The sequence below is a fragment of the Stenotrophomonas genospecies 5 genome, from assembly GCF_054473825.1.
On record NZ_JBTMUW010000001.1, the window covers coordinates 3226964 to 3243107 of the forward strand.

The 16144-nt window shown below is 67.3% G+C and carries 17 protein-coding genes; 5 read left to right on the plus strand and 12 right to left on the minus strand.

Going from position 1 to position 16144, the window contains the following annotated elements; all coding sequences use genetic code 11:
* The first annotated feature begins 24 nt into the window (after positions 1–24).
* Both ACX9OW_RS14815 and hemF read left to right on the plus strand, forming a co-directional pair.
* Positions 25–585, plus strand: coding sequence for a hypothetical protein (locus tag ACX9OW_RS14815; protein WP_065174265.1), 561 nt, complete (start codon positions 25–27; stop codon positions 583–585).
* A 49-nt stretch (positions 586–634) separates the two neighbouring features.
* A complete protein-coding gene (gene hemF, locus ACX9OW_RS14820; protein WP_053519927.1) occupies positions 635–1531 on the plus strand; it encodes an oxygen-dependent coproporphyrinogen oxidase in 897 nt (298 codons plus the stop codon).
* Positions 1532–1579: 48 nt separating this feature from the next.
* Here the strand turns inward: hemF and ACX9OW_RS14825 are convergent, their stop codons facing one another.
* Together ACX9OW_RS14825 and polA are read right to left on the minus strand one after the other, a co-directional pair.
* Positions 1580–2062 (minus strand): DUF421 domain-containing protein, encoded by a 483-nt coding sequence (locus ACX9OW_RS14825; RefSeq protein WP_459062438.1) that lies wholly within the window; start codon positions 2060–2062, stop codon positions 1580–1582.
* Between the two features lie 326 nt (positions 2063–2388).
* Positions 2389–5163: a DNA polymerase I gene (gene polA / locus ACX9OW_RS14830; protein WP_459062439.1), complete on the minus strand. Its 2775-nt coding sequence runs from the start codon at positions 5161–5163 to the stop codon at positions 2389–2391.
* A 99-nt stretch (positions 5164–5262) separates the two neighbouring features.
* Here polA and ACX9OW_RS14835 point away from each other — a divergent pair, with 99 nt between their 5' ends.
* Complete coding sequence (locus ACX9OW_RS14835) at positions 5263–5547, plus strand: DUF2782 domain-containing protein (protein WP_053519930.1); 285 nt, start codon at positions 5263–5265, stop codon at positions 5545–5547.
* Positions 5548–5668: 121 nt separating this feature from the next.
* Here the strand turns inward: ACX9OW_RS14835 and ACX9OW_RS14840 are convergent, their stop codons facing one another.
* The 9 genes from ACX9OW_RS14840 to ACX9OW_RS14880 form a co-directional block, all read right to left on the minus strand.
* Positions 5669–6115 carry a universal stress protein gene (locus ACX9OW_RS14840; protein ID WP_049433086.1) on the minus strand — a complete coding sequence of 149 codons (447 nt, stop codon included), beginning with the start codon at positions 6113–6115 and terminating at the stop codon, positions 5669–5671.
* Positions 6116–6277: 162 nt separating this feature from the next.
* Positions 6278–6832: a hypothetical protein gene (locus ACX9OW_RS14845; RefSeq protein WP_049433087.1), complete on the minus strand. Its 555-nt coding sequence runs from the start codon at positions 6830–6832 to the stop codon at positions 6278–6280.
* A gap of 74 nt (positions 6833–6906) precedes the next feature.
* Positions 6907–9099 (minus strand): DNA helicase II, encoded by a 2193-nt coding sequence (uvrD, locus tag ACX9OW_RS14850; protein WP_053519932.1) that lies wholly within the window; start codon positions 9097–9099, stop codon positions 6907–6909.
* A 9-nt stretch (positions 9100–9108) separates the two neighbouring features.
* Positions 9109–10530, minus strand: coding sequence for an FAD/NAD(P)-binding protein (locus ACX9OW_RS14855; protein WP_459062440.1), 1422 nt, complete (start codon positions 10528–10530; stop codon positions 9109–9111).
* A 69-nt stretch (positions 10531–10599) separates the two neighbouring features.
* Entirely contained in the window at positions 10600–12018 is a 1419-nt protein-coding gene (cls, locus tag ACX9OW_RS14860; protein WP_053519935.1) for a cardiolipin synthase, read from the minus strand.
* Positions 12019–12136: 118 nt separating this feature from the next.
* Positions 12137–12385 (minus strand): hypothetical protein, encoded by a 249-nt coding sequence (locus tag ACX9OW_RS14865; RefSeq protein ID WP_128987629.1) that lies wholly within the window; start codon positions 12383–12385, stop codon positions 12137–12139.
* A gap of 483 nt (positions 12386–12868) precedes the next feature.
* Complete coding sequence (gene rpmG / locus ACX9OW_RS14870; RefSeq protein WP_169411268.1) at positions 12869–13036, minus strand: 50S ribosomal protein L33; 168 nt, start codon at positions 13034–13036, stop codon at positions 12869–12871.
* Between the two features lie 10 nt (positions 13037–13046).
* Complete coding sequence (gene rpmB / locus ACX9OW_RS14875; RefSeq protein ID WP_005411638.1) at positions 13047–13283, minus strand: 50S ribosomal protein L28; 237 nt, start codon at positions 13281–13283, stop codon at positions 13047–13049.
* A 242-nt stretch (positions 13284–13525) separates the two neighbouring features.
* Complete coding sequence (locus tag ACX9OW_RS14880; protein ID WP_053517725.1) at positions 13526–14419, minus strand: LysR family transcriptional regulator; 894 nt, start codon at positions 14417–14419, stop codon at positions 13526–13528.
* Positions 14420–14526: 107 nt separating this feature from the next.
* On the opposite strand from ACX9OW_RS14880, the gene ACX9OW_RS14885 reads away from it, so the two are divergent.
* Positions 14527–14916 carry a RidA family protein gene (locus ACX9OW_RS14885; RefSeq protein WP_053517723.1) on the plus strand — a complete coding sequence of 130 codons (390 nt, stop codon included), beginning with the start codon at positions 14527–14529 and terminating at the stop codon, positions 14914–14916.
* Between the two features lie 34 nt (positions 14917–14950).
* Here ACX9OW_RS14885 and ACX9OW_RS14890 read toward each other — a convergent pair whose 3' ends face one another.
* A complete protein-coding gene (locus ACX9OW_RS14890) occupies positions 14951–15637 on the minus strand; it encodes a hypothetical protein (protein WP_253119099.1) in 687 nt (228 codons plus the stop codon).
* A 142-nt stretch (positions 15638–15779) separates the two neighbouring features.
* On the opposite strand from ACX9OW_RS14890, the gene ACX9OW_RS14895 reads away from it, so the two are divergent.
* Complete coding sequence (locus tag ACX9OW_RS14895) at positions 15780–16115, plus strand: hypothetical protein (RefSeq protein ID WP_053517722.1); 336 nt, start codon at positions 15780–15782, stop codon at positions 16113–16115.
* Positions 16116–16144: the final 29 nt, after the last annotated feature.

Sequence of the window (16144 nt, forward strand, 5' to 3'; positions counted from 1 at the left end):
CGCCACTGCAGCCAAGGACATCGGATGTCGCTTCAACCGCCCCGGCACCGCCCTGCCATGCCGCTCAACCCGGAGGATTTCGTGCGGCCGCTCGGCCTGGCGTCGTTGCTGATCTGCGCAGCGTTCGTGGTGGCCATGGCGATTCAGGCGCTGGTGGTCTGGCAGCTGTCCGACGGCCCGTTCTGGCGGTGGATGCTGCTGTCGGCCACTGAACAGCAGTTCCCGCCAAGCCTGCTGTGGATACTGCGCAAACCAGTGGACGCTACCCTGTGGCTGATGCTGTCAGCGATCCCCGCCGTGCTTTCCAGCTGGGGATTCGCCCGGCGACGTCGCTGGGGCCTGTGGAGCTACGTGGCATTGCTGTGGCTCTCGGCCCTGGCAAACTTCGCCGTCGCCGGGTGGCTGGACAGCGTCGTCGCCGACGTCATCGGGCGTATCGTCGATCCAGGCACACTGCGCGAAGCGCGAACCCAGCACATCCTCATGTCGCTGACCTTGTTCGGCGGCGCCTTCGCCCTGCTCGTCGCGCAGGGCTGGCTGGCCTGGCGCCTGCTGCGGCCGGATATCCGCTCCTGCTTCCACTGACCTGCCCTCACCCGCGGCGTGCGGCAGGCCCTGCGGTAAAGTACGCGTCATGAACGAATTCGAGCGCGTGCGCGCCTACCTGACCGACCTGCAGGACCGCATCTGTGCGGCGATCGAAGCGGCCGACGGCCAGGCCCGCTTCCAGGAAGACCTGTGGCAGCGCGCTGAAGGCGGGGGGGGCCGTACCCGCGTGCTGCGCGACGGCGCGGTGTTCGAACAGGCCGGAATCGGCTTCTCGGATGTCTCCGGCAGCCGCTTGCCGCCGTCGGCCTCGGCCAACCGCCCGGAGCTGGCCGGCGCCTCCTGGCGCGCCACCGGCGTATCGCTGGTGTTCCACCCGCTCAACCCCTATGTGCCCACCACCCATGCCAACGTGCGCTTCTTCCAGGCGCAGCGCGACGGCGAAGTGGTGGCCAGCTGGTTCGGGGGTGGTTTCGATCTGACCCCCTTCTATCCCTTCGACGAGGACGTGCGCCATTGGCATCAGGTCGCCCACGACCTGTGCGCGCCGTTCGGTGAAGAGCGCTACAGCGCGCACAAGCGCTGGTGCGACGAGTACTTCTTCCTGCGCCACCGCAACGAAACGCGCGGCATCGGCGGCCTGTTCTTCGACGATCTGCACGGCGATTTCGAACGCGACTTCGATTACCTGCGGGCGGTCGGCGACGGCTTCCTCGATGCCTATCTGCCGATCGTGCAGCAGCGCAAGGACATCGCCCATGGCGAGCGCGAGCGCGAATTCCAGCTGTACCGGCGGGGCCGCTATGTGGAATTCAACCTGGTCTACGACCGCGGCACGCTGTTCGGCCTGCAGAGCGGCGGCCGCAGCGAAAGCATCCTGATGAGCCTGCCGCCGCGGGTGCGCTGGGAATACGGCTTCACCCCCGAGGCGGGCAGTCCGGAAGCCCGGCTGGCCGATTACCTGGTCCCGCGCGACTGGCTCTAAGGCATCTCGCGGGGCGGCGTGGCCGTCCCCGCACGCATGCCGCCGGCCCTACGCGTCCGTGTGCCGGGCGATGATCGTGATGTGGCCGGTGGTTTCCAGCAGCGCCACCTGCACATCATCGATGCGCAGGCAGCCCTGCTGGCGCATGGCGGCATCGAAATCGGCCCGGCTGATCAGTTCGCGGCGCAGAACATCCCGCAACAGGGTGCCGTCACGGGCGATCACCACCGGTTCCCCCTCGATCAGGCGCTCCAGGCGGCGGTTGCGGGTGGTCACCCAGCCCACGCCGTAGTTGAGCAGGATCAGGGTCGCGGCGAGCAGCAGGCCACCGCCCAGGGACGTGTCCTGGCCCAGCAGCGCGTTCTGCACCGCGTTGCCCAGCAGCACGATCAGCAGCACGTCGAACGGGGTGATCTGCCCCAGCCCGCGCTTGCCGCTGAGGCGCACCAGGCCCAGCACGACGGTGTAGACCACCACCGCGCGCAGGATGAACTCCCACCACGGCATCGCCAGTACGAACAGATCGTGCATTGCGGGCTCCCCTGCTGGGCGGTGGCCCAGCCTAGCAGCCGGCAGCCTGCCGGCGGCGCAAATAAAAAGCCCCGCTGACCAGGGGGAGGTCAACGGGGCCGGGGAACGGGCACTTGGGGAGGAGTCCCCGTTCCGAGATCTGCTCCAGGGGATGGGAGAGATCCACAACAGGCATTGCGCCTGTCGAGAGCTATAGAACCACTCCGAACACTAACGGTTCGTGAAGGGAGCCAATTTAATGAACCGCAATGGGGCGAGTATTCATGGCCGAGTCAGAAACTGTGGCCAGATGAACAAATTCACGTCGTTTCAGGCCCGAAAGCGACTCAGTGTGCCTCGTCCCAGTTGTTACCTACGCCGGTGTCGACCACCAGAGGAACGCGCAACTGTGCCGATTGCGACATGCGCTGCACCACATTTTCCCGCAGCTCCTCGACAAACGCAGTCTCGGTTTCGAACACCAGTTCATCGTGCACCTGCAGGATCATCCGCGCCGGGGCCCCGCTGTCGCGCAGCCAGCGGTCAACATCCACCATCGCGCGCTTGATGATGTCGGCAGCGGTGCCCTGCATCGGCGCGTTGATCGCGGCGCGTTCAGCACCGGCACGCAGGCCCTGGTTGCGTGCATGGATATCGTTCAGATACAGGCGGCGGCCGAACAGCGTCTCCACATAGCCCTGGTCACGGGCCTGCTGGCGCATCCGCTCCATGAAGTCACGCACGCCCGGGTAACGGCTGAAGTACAACGCCACATAATCCTGCGCCTGGCCACGGTCGATGCCCAGGTTGCGGGCCAGGCCGAAGGCGCTCATGCCGTACATCAGGCCGAAATTGATCGCCTTGGCCGCGCGGCGCTCGTTCGGCGTTACCTCGTCCAGGGTGCGGCCGAACACTTCTGCGGCGGTGGCGCGGTGCACGTCGGCACCCTGCTCGAAGGCGCGCACCAGGCCCGGGTCTTCGGACAGGTGGGCCATGATCCGCAGTTCGATCTGTGAATAGTCGGCGGCCAACAGCTGGCAGCCTTCCGGTGCGACGAAGGCGCGGCGGATGCGGCGGCCATCTTCGGTGCGGATCGGGATGTTCTGCAGGTTCGGGTCCGAGGAGGACAGGCGGCCGGTGGCAGCGCCGGACTGGTGGTAGCTGGTGTGCACCCTGCCGGTGTCCGGGTTGACCATCTCCGGCAGCTTGTCGGTATAGGTGCTGCGCAGCTTGGCCAGGCCACGGTAATCGAGGATCACCCGCGGCAGCTCATGCTGGTCGGCGATCGCCTCCAGCGCCTCTTCATTGGTGCTGGGCTGGCCCTTCGGGGTCTTCACCACCGCCGGCAGCTTCAGCTCGTCGAACAGCACGGCCTGCAGCTGCTTCGGCGAATCCAGGTTGAAACTGCGCCCGGCCAGCTCGGTGGCCTTCTGCTGCGCGGCCAGCATGCGCGAAGACAGGTCCTGGCTCTGCCGGCGCAGCTCGTCGGCATCGATGCGCACACCGTTGGCCTCGATGCTGGCCAGTACCGGCACCAGGGGCATCTCGATGTCGCGGTACACGCTGTCCAGGGCCGGTTCGGCCAGCAGCTGCGGTTGCAGCGCGCGGTGCAGGCGCAGGGTGATGTCGGCGTCCTCGGCCGCATAGCGGCTGGCCTCGTCGATGCCCACCTGCGAGAACGGAATCTGCTTGGCGCCCTTGCCGGCCACGTCCTCGAACTTGATGGTGGTGTAGCCCAGGTAACGCAGGGCCAGCGAATCCATGTCGTGGCGGGTGGCGGTGGAATTGAGCACGAAGCTCTCAAGCATGGTGTCGTCGTGGTAACCCTGCACCTCGACACCGTGGCGCCGCAGCACATGCAGGTCGTACTTGCCGTGCTGGCCCAGCTTCTTCCTTGCCGGGTCCTGCAGTACCGGGCGCAACGCGTCCAGCACCTGCTGCAGCGGCAGCTGCGCCGGTGCGCCGGGGTAGTCATGGCCCACCGGGATGTAGGCCGCCCTGCCCGGCTCGACCGCCAGGCTGACACCGACCAGGCGCGCGCGCATCGCATCCAGCGCATCGGTTTCGGTATCGAAGCTGATCAGGTCGGCCTGCTGCAGCCGCTCCACCCAGGCCTGCAGCTGTCCGCTGGTAAGCACGGTCTCGTATTCACCTGGCGCGGCCAGTGCCGGATCCAGCGTGCCCTCGGCCGGTGCCTCCGCACTGCCACGGGCGAAGCCGGCCGCCGTGCCACGCAGGCTCGGTGCCGCCTCGCTGGCCACGGCCGGTGCCGGCAGCGGCGCCCCCAGTTCCTTCAGGGCCTGGGTGAACCCGTAGCGCGTGTACAGCTCGGTCAGCGCCGGCACGTCCTGTTCCCGCAGCGCCAGCGTGGTCGGGGTGGCCTCCAGTGCGACGTCGGTGCGGATCGTCACCAGTTCGCGGTTCAGCGGCAGGCGCTCCAGCGCCGCACGCAGGTTCTCGCCGATCTTGCCCTTCATGGCCGGCGCGGCGGCCATCACGCCCTCCAGGTGCTGGTACTCCGCCAGCCACTTGGCGGCGGTCTTCGGCCCGCACTTCTCCACGCCCGGCACGTTGTCGACGCTGTCGCCCATCAGCGCCAGCAGGTCGACGATCTGGTCGGCGCGCACACCGAACTTCTCCATCACCGCCGCGTCCGAATCCATGCGGCTGCCGGTCATGGTGTTGACCAGTTCGATGCCCGGCCGCACCAGCTGGGCGAAGTCCTTGTCGCCGGTGGAGATCGTCACCTTCAGGTCCTGCGCCTGGCCCTGCAGGGCCAGCGTGCCGATCACATCGTCGGCTTCCACGCCCGGAACGCGCAGGATGCTGATGCCCAGCGCTTCGACGATGCGGCACATCGGCTCGACCTGGCTGCGCAGCTCGTCGGGCATCGGGGGACGGTTGGCCTTGTACTGGTCGTACAGGTCATCACGGAAGGTCTTGCCGGGCGCATCGACGACGAACGCGACGTAGGCCGGCCGCTCCTTCAGCGTCGAGCGCAGCATGTTGACCACGCCGAACAGCGCGCCGGTGGGCTCGCCCTGTGCATTGGACAGGGGCGGCAGCGCGTGGAACGCGCGGTACAGGTAACTGGACCCGTCGATCAGGACTAATCTGCTCATGCAGCGATTCTACGCGCCTGTCCCTGCACAGCGGCGACACGGCGCATGCCCGACGATGGGGCATAATCGAATCTCTTTCCAGGCAAAGGACCACCGCCCATGAAGACTCTGATGCTGGCCTCCCTGCTCCTGCTTGCCGGCTGCGCCAGCATGGGTGGCGCCGGGGCGCCCCCGGTCGACGTCAAGGGCGCCGAGGTCTCCAGCCGCACCATGAGCAACGGCGACACCATCGAGGAGTACCGCGTGGCCGGGCAGCTGCGCATGGTCAAGGTGACGCCGTCGCGGGGTGCCCCGTTCTACATGTACGACAAGAACGGCGATGGCCGCATGGACACCGACAAGGACGGCGTCTCGCCGGTGTACTGGAAGCTCTACAGCTGGTGATGTGACAGGGGTCGGATCCCTTTCCGCAGGATCCGACCCCGGCGAGCCCGGCTGCACAAAAGATGACGCCGGCGCGCATCCTGCGGCCGGCGTCGGTGTCCCCTCCCCGGGAACACGTGCCTCAGCGGATGACCAGCACCGGAAGCGTGCTGCGTGCCAGCACCTCGGCGGTCTGGCTGCCCAGCAGTACGCGGGTCACGCCACGACGGCCATGCGAGGTCATCACGATCAGGTCGCTGTTGCGCTCGGCAGCGGTCTCGATGATGCCGTCGGCCGCGTAGCGGTCCAGCACATGCACCGGGTTGGCCTGGATGCCCTGCTCAGCGGCTTTGGCCAGTGCAGGCTGCAGTACCTTCTGCGCGCCTTCCTCGCGATCGGCCTTGTACTCGGGGCTGTTCATGTAGCCCACGCTCCATCCCATGGCGTCGTACATGCCGACAGCCCACGGCTCGGAAACGGTGACGATGTCGACCTCTGCATTGAGGTCCTTCGCCAGCTCCAGGCCCTTGGCCAGGCCCTTGTCGGCCAGCTCGGACCCGTCGGTGGCGATCAGGATGCGCGTGTACATGGTGGGGCTCCGTGGCAATCCGCCGGATGGGAACGCCACCATTGCACACCCGATGTGCACGTGGCGCTTTGAGCAGGATCAATCCGGCGCCTGTAGAGCCGAGCCCATGCTCGGCTCCGGATGGATGAGCCGAGCGTGGGCTCGGCTCTACAGGTGGCCCTCTCAGGCGATCTGCACCACGCGTGCGTTCTGGCACAGCGGGTAGCTGGCCACGAACCCGGCGATCGCATCACGCATCGCCTCGAACGACTGGCCGTACATGTACAGCGCGGTCTCGGTCGGGCCCTGCCACCAGCTGCAGATCTCACCCAGGCCATCGATGCGTTCGGACAGCTGTTCGAACACATGGTTGGAATCGCATTGTTCGTAGACCTCGTCCGGCAGGTTCTGGCCATCCAGATAGATGCCCAGGCCTTCGGTAACACCGAAACCGCGGTCGCCGTCCCCGGCGCCCTGCACCTTCGATCCCTTCGGCGCGCCCAGCTGCTCCAGCAGATCGATCAACTTCGGCACACCCGCCGCGTCATGAAGCGCCACCTCGATGTCGCCGTACTCGACCTCGCCGTCATCGGAGAGGGCGGTCCCGCCGCCGGTGATTTCGCCCACTTCGGCGGCCTGCAGCAGCGCGTCGAGCGGATCCTCGAACAGCTCGTGGCGATGCTCAGGCTGCAGCCTGGCGTTCAAGGTCACGGTGACATGCAGCGTGGGCTCGGTCATGGGGGCATTCCTGGAAGAGATGCCGCCCATTGTAGAGCCGAGCCCATGCTCGGCTGGGTGTTCCCTCGGGGGGGTCAGATCACCGTCAGGTTGGCGTAGGCCATCACCAGCCACTTGCTGCCGGCGTCGGCGAACTCGACCTGCACGCGGGCGTGGGCGCCGTTGCCTTCGTAATCGGTCACCATGCCTTCGCCGAACTTGGGATGGCTGACCAGCGCGCCGAGCTTGATCGGCGGCAGCTCGATGGCGGCATGCCCCATCACCCGGCTGCTGCCCAGCGACGCGGGACGCGAGACCTGCACCTTCGGCCGCACTTCATGCAGCAGCCCGCGTGGAATCTCACGCAGGAATCGCGAAGGCAGGCTGTAGTTGTCCTGGCCATGGATGCGGCGTGATTCGGCGTAGCACAGCACCAGCTTCTGCCGCGCCCGGGTGATGCCCACATACGCCAAGCGCCGCTCTTCCTCCAGCCGGCCGCTTTCTTCCAGCGAACGCGCGCTCGGGAACAGGCCATCCTCCATGCCGGCCAGGAACACCAGGGGGAATTCCAGGCCCTTCGCCGAATGCAGGGTCATCAGCTGCACGCCATCCTCGCCGGCCTGCGCCTGGCCCTCGCCGGCCTCCAGCGCAGCGTAGGCCAGGAACGCCACCAGCTCGTCCATGTCCTCGCCCACTTCCTCGATGTCATCGGCCCGCCGCACGAAGCGCGAGGCGACCGAGACCAGTTCGTCGAGGTTGTCGGTGCGCGATTCGGAGTCGAGCGAATTGCGGCTTTCCTTGCTCCAGTGCTCACGCAGCTGCGAGCGCGAGAGCACGTGATCCACGCGCTCGGCCAGGGTCATGTCCCGGGTCTGCGCCTGCAGTTCGTTGACCAGCACCAGGAAGCCCGCCAGTGCGTTGCGCGCACGCGCGGCCAGCGCATTGCCCTGGGTGACCAGCATGGTGGCTTCCCACAGCGAAATGCCCTGCGCTCGTGCTTCGCGCCGCACTTCGTCGAGAGTGCGTTCACCGATGCCGCGGGTCGGCGTGTTCACCGCGCGCTCGAAGGCGGCATCGTCGTTGCGGTTGGAGAGCAGGCGCAGGTAGGCCAGCGCGTCCTTGATCTCGGCACGTTCGAAGAAGCGCATGCCGCCGTACACGCGGTACGGCACCTGCTCGCTCAGCAGAGCTTCTTCCAGCGCGCGCGACTGGGCATTGCTGCGGTAGAGCACGGCCACTTCGGTGTAGCTGCCACCATCGCGCACCCACTGGCGGGCACGTTCGACGATGTAGCGGGCCTCGTCCATCTCGTTGTACGCCGCGTACAGGTCGATCGGCTCGCCGTCACCGCTGTCGGTCCACAGCTGCTTGCCGATGCGATCGGGGTTGTGCGCGATCACCGCGTTGGCAGCACCGAGGATGTTGGCCGTGGAGCGGTAGTTCTGTTCCAGGCGGATGGTCTGCGCGCCCGGGAAATCACGCAGGAAGCCCTGCACGTTCTCCACCTTGGCACCGCGCCAGCCATAGATGGCCTGGTCGTCGTCGCCGACCACGAACACATGGCCGGACTCCCCGGCCAGCACGCGCACGAAGGCGTACTGGATGGCATTGGTGTCCTGGAACTCGTCCACCAGGATCTCGCGGAAGCGGGCGCGGTAGTGCGCCAGCAGTCCGGGATTGTCACGCAGCAGCTCATGCGCGCGCAGCAGCAGTTCGGCGAAGTCGACCAGGCCGGCACGGTCGCAGCGCGCCTGGTACTCGATGTAGGCCTGGCGCATGGTTTCCAGCCACGCATCGTGCGGCTCGGGCTGGATGTGCTGCGGGCGGCGGCCTTCATCCTTCTGTTCGTTGATCCACCACGCGATCTGCTTGGGCGGATGCTTGCCGTCGTCGATCTCCAGCGCCTGCACCACACGCTTGACCAGCCGCAGCTGGTCGTCCGAATCCATCACCTGGAAACCTTCGGGCAGCTTCGCGTCCTGCCAGTGCAGGCGCAGCAGGCGGTTGGCCAGGCCGTGGAAGGTACCGATCCACATGCCACGGCTGCCATGCGGCAGCTGTGCGTCGATGCGGTGGCGCATCTCGCCGGCGGCCTTGTTGGTGAAGGTCACCGCGAAGATGCCATGGGTCGGCACGCCTTCGACTTCATGCAGCCAGGCGATGCGGTGGGTAAGTACGCGGGTCTTGCCGGAACCGGCACCGGCCAGCACCAGGTGGTGGCCGGGGGGAGCGGAGACGGCTTCGCGCTGGGCCGGGTTCAGGCCATCAAGCAGGTGGGAGACATCCATGCCCCCATTTTACGGCATCGCCGTCGCGGCTCCTGCGACCACCTGGGTGGCCAGTGCCTGCGCCTGCTGGCGCAGTTCAGGCACCGCCAGGCTTTCCCACAGGCTGCCGATGCGCAGGCTGCCAAGTACGCCCAGCCGCGCCTGCGGCTGGCCGCCGGCGCTGCGCACGCGGTCGCCGGGCACCGTGCTGTCCAGGCCCAGCCCGTGCGGCCCGGGACGGGCCAGGCCATCGGCCTGAAGCTGCTGCAGCAACGGATTGCGCAACGCGGTGGCGCGGGTCTCCACACCGGTGGCGTTGATCACACCACCGATCGTCCACTTTTGCGGGTGTCCGGCCGCATCGTGGCCCGACAGCTGCAGCGCACCGCCCTCACGCCAGACCCGATCCAGGCGTGCGCGATGCACGCGCAGCTGACCGCTGGCCTGCAATGCACGCAACTGTGCATCGACCTCTTCGGCGATGCGATGGCGATGTACATCCCAGTAGCGCACCACATGGCGCAGGAACCGCCGCTGGTCGGCCTCGTCGAGGCTGCGCCACAGCGCCTGTCCATGCGGACGGAGGCGGTCCATCACGCCCTGCCAGGGCAGGCCATCCGCCTCGGCCCGGCGCACCTGCCGGCGCAGCGTGCGCAGGCGCTGGCGCAGCGTCATCGGCAGCAGGGGGGCGGGGTCGAAATCCGGCAGGCCCGCGTGCGCGTGCGGCAGCGGCAGCAGGCCGTGACGGGAAATCACATGCAGCGGGCCGGTGTGACCGGCCGCGACCAGCGCCAGCACCGTATCAGCCATGCTCAGACCGGAACCGACGATGGCCAGCGCGTGCGCGCCTGCCATCGCGCGCACGCCGTCGTAGTCCCAGGCTTCGACCACGGTGTCGGCAGGCAGTCCATCGGCACCGGCCACCGGCAGCGGACGCATGCTGTTGCCGGTGGCGAGCACCCCCTGCGCGGCATGCCATGTGTGGCCATCGCCCAGCTGCAGGCGGTAACCGGAGTCATCCGGGGTGAGGCCCCGCACCGGCTGCGCGATCACCTGCAGCTGCGCCGGGCTGGCCGCAACCGCCTCCTGCAGACGCTGCTGCAGGTACGCGGCGAAATGATGGCGGCCGACATAACGCTCGCCCAGCACCTCGCGCGTCTCGCCCGGGTAGGCGTTGACGGCCATCAGGTAATCGAGGAAGTCAGCCGGCTGCTCGGCGAACGCACTCATTTTCGCCGCCGGCACATTCAGCAGGTGCTCCGGCCACGGCGTGGCATAGGCGATGCCCTGGGCCAGCTGCGAGGCGGGTTCGAAGATGGCCAGCGCCAGTGGCGACCGGGCCTGGCGCAGCACCTGGATCGCCACCAGCACCCCGGCCGCACCACCACCGATGATCGCCAGGTCCAGTTCGCCATTACACGGTGAATCAGTCATGTGCCGATTGTAGGCCATCGGCCATGACGGGCCGGAGTGCCGCCGCGTGCGCAATGATCGAGACCGCTCGAGCTCCGGCGCACCGGTTCACATCAACGCGTCGGCCAGGCGTGCGATGCCTTCGCGGCTGCGGCGCCAGGCAGGACGCTTGCGCCACTGCTGCAGATCGAGCTGGCGCGACTGGCGCAGGTAATCGTCTTCAATGGCACACAGCTGCGTCACCAGCACGCGGTCGTAGCAGACCAGGCCGATCTCGGCATTCAGCGCGAACGAGCGGATATCCATGTTGATCGAGCCGAGCACCGCGATGTCTTCATCCACGCTCATGTGCTTGGCGTGCAGGAACTGCGGCTCGTACAGGGCAATGCGCACGCCACAGCGCAGCAGCTCGTCGTAGTAGGCCTCCTGCGCCCAGGCGGTCAGCCGCTGGTTGTTGCTGGCCGACAGGATCAGCTGCACCTGCACCCCGGACAGCGCGGCGATGCGCAGCGCGCTCAGGGTCGCTTCGTCCGGCACGAAGTACGGGGTGACCATCACCAGCCGCCGGCGGGCCAGATGGATCAGTGCGGCGACGGCATCACGCGCGTTGCTGTACGGATAGGCCGGCCCGCTGGGCAGCAGCTGGGTGGCAACATCGTCGCTGCACTCGGGTACGTCGGCAATGACGTCCAGGCGCTGGCCGGTCTCGATGTACCAGTCGCTGGCGAACACGGCTTCCAGGTGTGCCACCGCCGGGCCGCGCACACGCGCCACCAGCTCGCGGTTGGGATGGCCTGGCACGAACTCCGGCCGTGCCAGGTTCTGCGAACCGATGTAGCCCACTTCGTTGTCGATCACCGCAATCTTGCGATGGTTGCGCAGGTCCATGCGGCCGCTGCGGCGCCAGCGCAGCCCGCCGGGCAGCATCGCCCGCACTTCGATATCGCGCGCCTGCAGGCGCTTGCGGTAGGCGCGCAGGCCACGCTTGGCGCCCACCGCGTCCAGCAGCACCCTGCACTGCACGCCACGGGCGGCGGCACGCTGCAGCGCCTCGACGATGGCCTCGCCCACCGAATCGTCGAACATCAGGTAGTACAGCAGGTGCACGCGGTCTTCGGCCTGGTCGATGTCGGCGATGAGCGTGTGCAGCGATTCGTCGTAATCGGTGAGCAGATCGACGGCGTTGCCGTGCACCGGCATGAAATCGCCCTGGCGCTGCACCAGCGGCACGATTTCCGCACTGGCCGTATCCGGTTCCGGCTTCCAGCGCAGGCGGCGCTGCAGTGCCTGCTCTTCGCGGATGACCTGCGAGGCCTCGGCCTGGCGGCGGATGCGCTCGCGCGACAGCCACGGGTGGCCGAACAGCAGATACAGCGGCAGGCCCAGCAGCGGCACGAAACCGACCAGCAGCAGCCAGCTGCGGGCCGCGCCCGGCGTGGTGCGGGTCGGAATCCAGCACAGCGCGACCAGCCGGATCAGCCAGTCGATCAGCAGCAGATACGATCCCAGCAACCACTCAACCAGCATCGCGTCGTCCGTCGGCAGGTGATGGGCCATTCTGCCCAGCAGGGTGTGTAGAGTCGAGCTTGCTCGACTGCCTCAGCGCAGCCGGGCACGGGCTCGGCTCTACAAGGGAGGGCGGGCTTCAATGCCGCACCGGCACCTCGCTCAGCTGGCGAACCGATTCGGCGTGGCGGCGGCCGTTGAGCGCCATGCAGGCAATGGCCTGCGCCGCCCGCTCCAGCTGTGCATCCGGCAGCGGCGAGGAGATACCCTTGCTCAGCGCCAGATGGTGGTCGCACAGCAGCAGCGCCATGCCTTCGATGCCTTCCAGCATGCGCTGCAGGCGCAGCCAGCCCAGTTCCAGGTCCTGCCGGTGTGATGGGGTGTTCATGCAGCCTCCTTCAACGGATCTGGCCACCGGTGAAGGTGGCGGACGATGCGTGGTTGCAATACCGGGAAGCAATCAATGAGCAAACGAACCGGCGGGCGCGAGGCCCCCACGCACCGTCCGCCATAGAGGCGGATAGGTCACCAACCGTCGCCGGAGGGATCTCCGGCGACGGCGGGCGAGTCTACTCATGATTGACTTCACGGGATTGCAAGCCCGGCCACTGCAACCGCAGCGGCTTGCCATCATGGGCGCGGCAGGGCCCGTCGTTCCAATCGATTTGAACCGCGCGAACTGCCGGAACCGGTAGGAACAATCACTTATCGCATTCGGCCCATGATTCCGCGCACTGCGCCATAGGCGACAGCCTGCGCAGGGAGTACGGCCGTGCCGGCCAAGGGCCGACACCCACCAGACCAGACGACAGGCAAGAAAAAACCCGCCACAAGGGCGGGTTTCTTCGCGGGGACCAGCAATCCGTGCGGATTACTTGATCTTGCCTTCCTTGTACAGGACGTGCTTGCGCACGACCGGATCGTACTTCAGGAATTCCATCTTCCCCGGGGTGTTCTTCTTGTTCTTGTCCGTGGTGTAGAAGTGGCCGGTACCGGCCGAGGAAATCATACGGACCTTATCGCGCTTGCCTGCCATGATGCTTTACTCCTCAGACCTTTTCGCCGCGCGCACGCAGCTCAGCCAGAACGGAATCGATGCCGTTCTTGTCGATGGTGCGCAGTGCATGCGCGGAAACACGAAGCTTGACCCAGCGGTTCTCGCTGGCCACCCAGAAACGGCGCTCGTGCAGATTCGGCAGGAAACGACGACGGGTCTTGTTGTTGGCGTGCGAGACGTTGTTACCCGTCTGCACTCGCTTGCCGGAAACCTGGCATACGCGGGACATTGCGCACCTCGATAGTAGTTGTTGTCAGCCCGTAGCCCGGGAGACGGCGGCCTCGGTGGTTGCCCACCACACGTCAAGAGAATCAAAGGGTTACGCTGGCGTTGGGCGGCCGGGGACGTGCTCCCGGGGGCGCCGCCCGGCACGAAACCGGACACAGCGAGCCGCGCATTATGCATGCAATCAAGGCCTTGCGCAAGTTACCCACAGGAGCGGCCGGGCGTGGGCTCGGCCCTGCGGGTCCATCACCCCAGCGCTTCCACCACCCAGTCGATGAATACCCGCAGGCGCTGGCTCATGTGCCGGTTCGGCGCAAACATGATGTGCATCGGCATCGACGGCAGCTGCCAGGCCTGCAGCAGCGGCAGCAGTTCACCGCGTGCCACGTGCGGCTCGGCCATGTAGCTGGGCAGGGCGACCACGCCCAGCCCGGCCAGGCCGGCGGCGAGATAGGCATTGCCGTCATCGAAGCCGACCGTATGGCGGCCCTGCACCTGGACGGTCTCATCGCCGCGCCGCGCGGCGAAGACCCGCGCCCGCCCGCTGCGTGGGCTGAGCAGCCCAACCATGTGGTGCTGCGGTCCCTCCAGCGCGCGCGGATGCTCCGGCAGACCAAAGCGCTGCACGTAGTCCGGGCTGGCGTGGAAGCCGATCGGCAGCTCGCCCAGCGGCCGTGCCACCAGGGCCGGGTCGGCCGGGGTGCCGCCACGGATCACGCAGTCGACGTTGTCAGCGATGACGTCGACCTCGCGGTCGCTGACGCCGATGTCCAGCTGGATCTCGGGGTAGCGCGCCTGGAAGTCCGGCAGTGCCGGCACCAGCCGCAGCCGCGCATAGGGCCCGGGCACGTCGATGCGCAGGCGGCCGCGCGGCTGCACGGCGGCATCGCCCAGGCCACCCTCGACCTCTTCCAGCTCGGCCAGCAGGCGGGCAATGCGGGGGTAGTAGGCCGCACCATCGGCGGTGACGCTGACCCGCCGCGTGGTGCGGTTGAGCAGGCGCAGACGCAGGTGCGCTTCCAGCTGCTGCACCAGCTGGGTCACCGTGGTGCGACTGATCTGCAGGGTCGTCGCGGCACGGGTGAAGCTGCCGGTCTCCACCACACGGGCAAAGGCGCGCATGGCCTCGAAGCGGTCCATCGGCGATCCGATTGTTTGGGTTGTGCGATCAATCTAGTCCGATCATCGCCGTATATCCAGACAACAATCGCGAGCAGGATGGCGGTTCTTCCCATCAGGCCCTTCCCATGTCACACCGCGATGTCGTTTTCCCCGTTGGCCGCCAGGCCCTGTATGACCGCAACCGCTACTCTCCGGCGATCCGGTCCAATGGCTTCCTGTTCGTCTCCGGGCAGGTCGGCAGCCGCGAGGATGGCTCGCCCGAACCGGACTTCGAGGCGCAGGTCCGTCGCGCCTTCGACAATCTCAATGCCGTGCTGGCCGCCGCAGGCTGCACGTTCGATGACGTGATCGACGTGACCGTGTTCCTGGTCGATCCGGAGAAAAACTTCGAGAAGGCCTGGGCGATCGTGCCCGAGTACTGGGGCGAGGCGCCGCACCCCACCCTGACCGGTATCGGCGTGACCTGGCTGTACGGCTTCCAGTTCGAGATCAAGGTGATCGCGAAACTGCCGTGAGCGGAACGCCGCCGGCCCGCACCGGCTGCCAGGGCTACTCGGACGCGAACTGCAGCGTGCGGCGCCAGCGCAACGGCTTCGCCTGGCGGGCCGGGTCGGGGCCGAACCGGCTCAACCAGCCTGCCGCAAGCGCACGCTCGCGCAGGCGCTCACCCACGCCCTCGGCATGCTCCACCTCAACGTGGGTCACATTGCCCTCCGCATCCACATCCATCGCCCAGACCAGCGTGCCCACCCACTCGGCCGGCGGAATGGACGCGTCGTAGTTCGGCCTCCCAGCCACGTACGGCTGGTCGTGCCGCAGGTACAGGGGCGACGTTTCGAGCCGGTGGTCCACGCGGATCTGCGCACTGCCACGGCGCCCATCGCCCAGCACGGCGTCGACGGTCCACATCCCTGCGGCACCGGCAGTGCCCAGATTGGCCTCGTAGCATTTCTTGCGGCCACGGTAATCCTCATGGGCCGTGCGCGAGACCCGTCCACCCTTGGCATCGCGGATCTCGATCTGCAGCCCACCCACGTCGGTGTCGTCGAGATCGGCGGCCACGCAGATGCGATGGTCATGCTGTCCATCGGCAATGAACAGCTGCGTCTGCGAGCGCGCCAGCGCATCGGCCGGCGTCGGCGACCACAGGAATTCCACATAGACGTCGTCGGCTGCGCGGGCGGCCGGGATGGCCAGAAGCAGCACCAGGCCTGCGGTGGCAATGCGTGCGTTCATCTTCCTGCCTCGGTGACGGGACTCGATGCGGGGCGGGGGTGGAACAGCGCAATCACCCCCAGCTGAACGGGAGATTCCGACGAATTCCCGAAGTGGCCATTGATATTGTATCCGGCGAAAACCGCTTGCTAGCCTCCCCTCCATGCGCCGGATCGCCCGCCACCTACGCTCGTACCTGCTGATGCTGCTGATGGCAGCATTCGTGGTCGTGCCGGTGGCCGACGCGCTGGCGTGTGCGGTGGAACCGCATGCCAGCGTGGCACATGTGGAGTCGGCGGCCGATGACACCGCAGGCGACAGTGACAGCAAGCACACCGGTGCCTGCACGCATAACCACTGCCACCATTCCACCTCCAGCCTGCCGGCGAACACCTTCGCCGCCTTCGATGCGCCGCTGCCGGCGCGCTGGATGACGGCCGGCGATGCGACGGCCTACGCCGTCGCCCAGGATGAACTGACGCGTCCCCCCCGGGCGTGAGCTGAGCGCGTCCCGCTGCTGCGGGCTCC